This is a genomic window from Streptomyces sp. HSW2009, from assembly GCF_040240285.1.
Classification (GTDB): Bacteria; Actinomycetota; Actinomycetes; order Streptomycetales; family Streptomycetaceae; genus Streptomyces.
This window is the reverse complement of the sequence record NZ_JBEHZD010000597.1, coordinates 1-4,405: the sequence shown is the minus strand read 5'-3', so window position 1 is coordinate 4,405 and position 4,405 is coordinate 1. Positions and strand designations below refer to the sequence as shown.

The following is a 4,405-nucleotide window of genomic DNA, read 5'->3' as shown; positions in this document are numbered from 1 at the left end:
GTATCTGGAGGGGGTCCCGCCCGGCGGGGCCCCCGTCGGGGGGGCTGGGGCGGGGGGGGGGTCGTTTTTAAACCCCCCCCCCCCCCCCCCGCCCCCCGGGGCCCCCGGGCGGGGGGGGCCGGCGCCAGCGACACCGCAGGCGCCACCATCAGCGACACCGCAAGCGCCGTCCCCGACGTCGTCGCCCTCACCTGCTTCACCGACCTGGGCGACCCGGGCGGTCTGGCTGACGCAGCCAACCCGGATGACCCAGGCAACCCGGATGACCAAGCCGGCGACGTGGCCCGGGCCGCCGCAGGGCACGTGCACCGTGTGCACCAGCAACTGTGCCGCTGGCTCGCCGAACCGCGCTTCGCCCACCTCCCGCTGGTGCTGCTCACCCGCGGCGCCGTACCCGGTCACCACGGCGAGGACGTCCGCGACCCGGCCGCCGCGGCGGTGTGGGGCCTGGTCCGTGCCGCGCAGACCGAGAACCCCGACCGGTTCCACCTCATCGATCTCGACGACCACCCCGCCTCCTACCGCGCACTGCCCGCCGCCCTGGCCACGGCAGAGCCTCAACTAGCCCTCCGTACCGGCACGTTGTCGGCGCCGCGGCTGGCCAGGGCGCGTCGGGCCGCGACGATGACGCCGCCGGACGCGGTCGCCTGGCGGCTCGACCTGCTCGGCGGGAACACCCTGGACGACCTCGGCCTGGTGCCCCACCCCGAGCTCACCGACACACCCCTCGCGCCGGGTCAGGTCCGCGTCGCCGTCCGCGCCGCCGGGCTCAACTTCCGCGACGTGGTGGTCGCCCTCGGCATGGTTGACGACACCCGACCGCCGGGCGGCGAGGGCGCCGGTGTGGTCCTGGAGACCGGTCCCGGCGTCACCACCTGTGCGCCGGGCGACCGCGTCATGGGCCTGTTCTCCGGCGGCACCGGACCCGTCACCACCGCCGACCACCGGCTCCTCACCCCCGTCCCCACCGGCTGGTCCTACGCCCAGGCTGCCTCCGTACCCGTCGTCTTCGTCACCGCCTACTACGGCCTGATCGACCTGGCGGGACTCCGCAGCGGCGAAACGCTGCTGGTCCACGCCGCGACCGGCGGCGTCGGCACGGCCGCGCTCCAACTGGCCGCGCACTGGGGCGTGGAGGCGTACGGCACCGCAAGCCCCGCCAAGTGGCACACCCTGCGCTCCCAAGGGGTGGACGACCAGCACCTGGCCTCCTCCCGCGACCTCGGCTTCGAGGACGCGTTCCGCACCGCGACCGGCGGCCGTGGCGTCGACGTCGTCCTCAACTCCCTCGCCCACGACTACGTGGACGCGTCGCTGCGCCTGCTGGCCCCCGGCGGCAGGTTCCTGGAGATGGGCAAGACCGACATCAGGCAACCCGACGTCATCGCCGCCGACCACCCGGGCATCGGCTACCAGGCGTACGACCTGATGGACGCGGGAGCGGACCGCATCCAGGAGATCCTGGCCGAACTGCACACCCTCTTCGAGACCGGCACCCTGCGCCCGCTGCCCGTCACCACCTGGGACGTCCAGCACGCCGCCGACGCCTTCCGGCACCTCAGCCAGGCCCGCCACACCGGCAAGATCGTGCTCACCCTGCCGCCCGGCCCCACCGGGCCGCTGCCCAGCAACCCGGAAGGCACCGTCCTCATCACCGGCGGCACCGGCACCCTCGGCGGCCTCGTCGCCCGCCACCTCGTCACCCACCAGGGCGTACGCCACCTGCTGCTCACCAGCCGGCGCGGCCAGGACGCCGCATCCGCGGCCGAACTGCAAGCGGAACTCACCGGGCTCGGCGCGCACGTCACCATCGCCGCCTGTGACGCCGCGGACCGCCAGGCCCTGGCCACCCTGCTGCACACCCTGCCTGACCGCCACCCGCTGACCGCGGTCGTGCACGCAGCCGGCGCCATCGACGACGCCGCACTCCAAGCCCTCACCCCGGACCAACTCGACCGGGTGCTCCGCCCCAAGGTGACAGCGGCCTGGAACCTGCACGAACTCACGCGCCCGTACGACCTGGAGGCGTTCGTGCTGTTCTCCTCCATGGCCGGCACGTTCGGCGGCGCGGGGCAGGCCAACTACGCAGCCGCCAACGCCTTCCTCGACGCCCTCGCCCACCACCGCCGCGCCCGCGGCCTCGCCGCCACCTCCCTCGCCTGGGGCCTGTGGGCGCAGGCCAGCGGCATGACCGGCCACCTCGGCGAGGACGACATCGGCCGCATGGCGCGCTCCGGCGTCACCGCGCTGCCCACCGAGCGGGCGCTCGCCCTGTTCGATGCTGCACGCGCACACAACCGAGCCACCCTGGTCCCCGCCCGGCTCGACCTCACCGTCCTCGGCCGACAGGACCCGCTGCCGGCGCTGCTGCGCGACCTCACCCACACCCGACCCCGCCGGGCAGCGGCGACCGGCGCCCCAGACACCACCCTGGCCGACCGACTCACCCGACTCTCCACCACCGAACGACACCAGACCCTGCTGACCCTCGTACGCCGCGAGACCGCCGCGGTCCTCGGCCACCTCACGCCCGACGCCATCGGCCCGCAACGCCCGTTCAAGGCGCTCGGCTTCGACTCGCTCACCTCCGTCGAGCTGCGCAACCGCATGAACCAGGCCACCGGGCTGCGACTGCGGGCCACCCTCGTCTTCGACTACCCGACGCCCGAAGCGCTCGCCACTCACCTGCGTGCCGAACTGGTCGGCACCCTGGACGACGGCGCCCCCGAGGTGGCACCCGCCGGCCGGGGCCGGGCCACCCCGGCCACCGACGACGACCTGATCGCCATCGTCGGCATGAGCTGCCGCTACCCGGGCGCGGTGGCGTCCCCGCAGGACATGTGGCAGATGCTGCTGGCCGGCACCGACGCCATCGCCCCCTTCCCGACCGACCGCGGCTGGGACATCGAGGGCCTCTACGACCCTGACCCGCACCACCCCGGCACCTCCTACGTGCGCGAGGGTGGCTTCGTCCACGACGCCATCCACTTCGACGCCGACTTCTTCGGCATCTCGCCGCGCGAGGCCCTGTCCATGGACCCGCAGCAGCGTCTCCTGCTGGAAACCTCCTGGGAGGCGTGCGAGGCCGCCGGCATCGACCCGACTTCGCTACGCGGCAGCCAGACCGGTGTCTTCGTCGGCGCCATGGCCCAGGACTACCGCGCCACGTCCCAGTCCATCCCGGAAGGCCAGGAGGGCTTCCTACTGACCGGCAGCGCCACCAGTGTCATCTCCGGTCGGGTCTCGTACGCGCTGGGCCTTGAGGGCCCCGCGGTGACGGTGGACACGGCGTGTTCGTCGTCGCTGGTCGCCCTCCATCTGGCGAGCCAGGCGCTGCGCTCGGGTGAATGCGATCTGGCCCTGGCCGGCGGCGTCGCGGTCCTCGCCTCACCCCAGGCGTTCGTGGAGTTCTCGCGGCAGCGTGGGTTGGCGGTGGACGGCCGGTGCAAGTCGTTTGCGGCGGGTGCGGATGGTACGGGGTGGGGTGAGGGCGTGGGGTTGGTGTTGGTGGAGCGGTTGTCGGACGCGCGGCGCAACGGCCACCCGGTGTTGGCGGTGGTGCGGGGCTCGGCGGTGAACCAGGACGGCGCGTCCAACGGGCTGACCGCGCCGAATGGCCCGTCGCAGGAGCGGGTGATTCGGGCGGCGTTGGGTTCGGCGGGGTTGTCTGTGTCGGATGTGGATGTGGTGGAGGCGCATGGTACGGGGACGCGGTTGGGTGACCCGATCGAGGCGCAGGCGTTGTTGGCGACGTATGGGCAGGGGCGGGAGGACGGCGCGCCGTTGTGGCTGGGTTCGGTGAAGTCGAACATCGGTCACACCCAGGCGGCTGCGGGTGCGGCGGGTGTGATCAAGATGGTGCTGGCGTTGCGGCACGGGGTGTTGCCGCGGACGCTGCATGTGGATGCGCCGTCTCCCCATGTCGACTGGTCAACTGGGCAGTTGGAGCTTCTTACGGAGTCCCGTGCGTGGCCGGATGCGGGCCGGCCGCGGCGGGCGGGTGTCTCCTCGTTCGGCGTCAGTGGCACCAACGCCCATGTGATCCTCGAAGCGGCTCCGTCCGTGGAGGCCGTCCCGGAGTCCGTGGAGACCATGGGTGGGGCGGCGAACGCTGACGGGGAGCGGGACGCGGGGTTGGGTGGGTTGGTTCCGTGGGTGGTGTCGGGTCGTTCGGTGGTGGGGTTGCGGGGGCAGGCGGGGCGGCTTGCTGGGTGGGTGGGGGAGCGGTCTGGTGTAGGTGTGGGTGATGTGGGGTGGTCGTTGGTTTCGGGGCGTGCGGTGTTGGAGCACCGTGCGGTGGTGTGGGGGCGGGACGTGGGGGAGATGGTCGCGGGGGTGCGGGCCGTGGCCGAGGGCGCGGTGGGTGGTCCGGTGTGTGGGGTTGCTCGGGATGTGCCTGCTCCGG

Annotated in this window: 1 protein-coding gene; it reads left to right on the top strand. The window is 73.3% G+C overall.

Features of this window, described 5'->3' with window-relative positions; translation table 11 throughout:
• Nucleotides 1-4,405: SDR family NAD(P)-dependent oxidoreductase (locus AAHZ94_RS29215; protein WP_349996662.1), on the top strand; the 4,405-nt coding region annotated here is incomplete at both ends.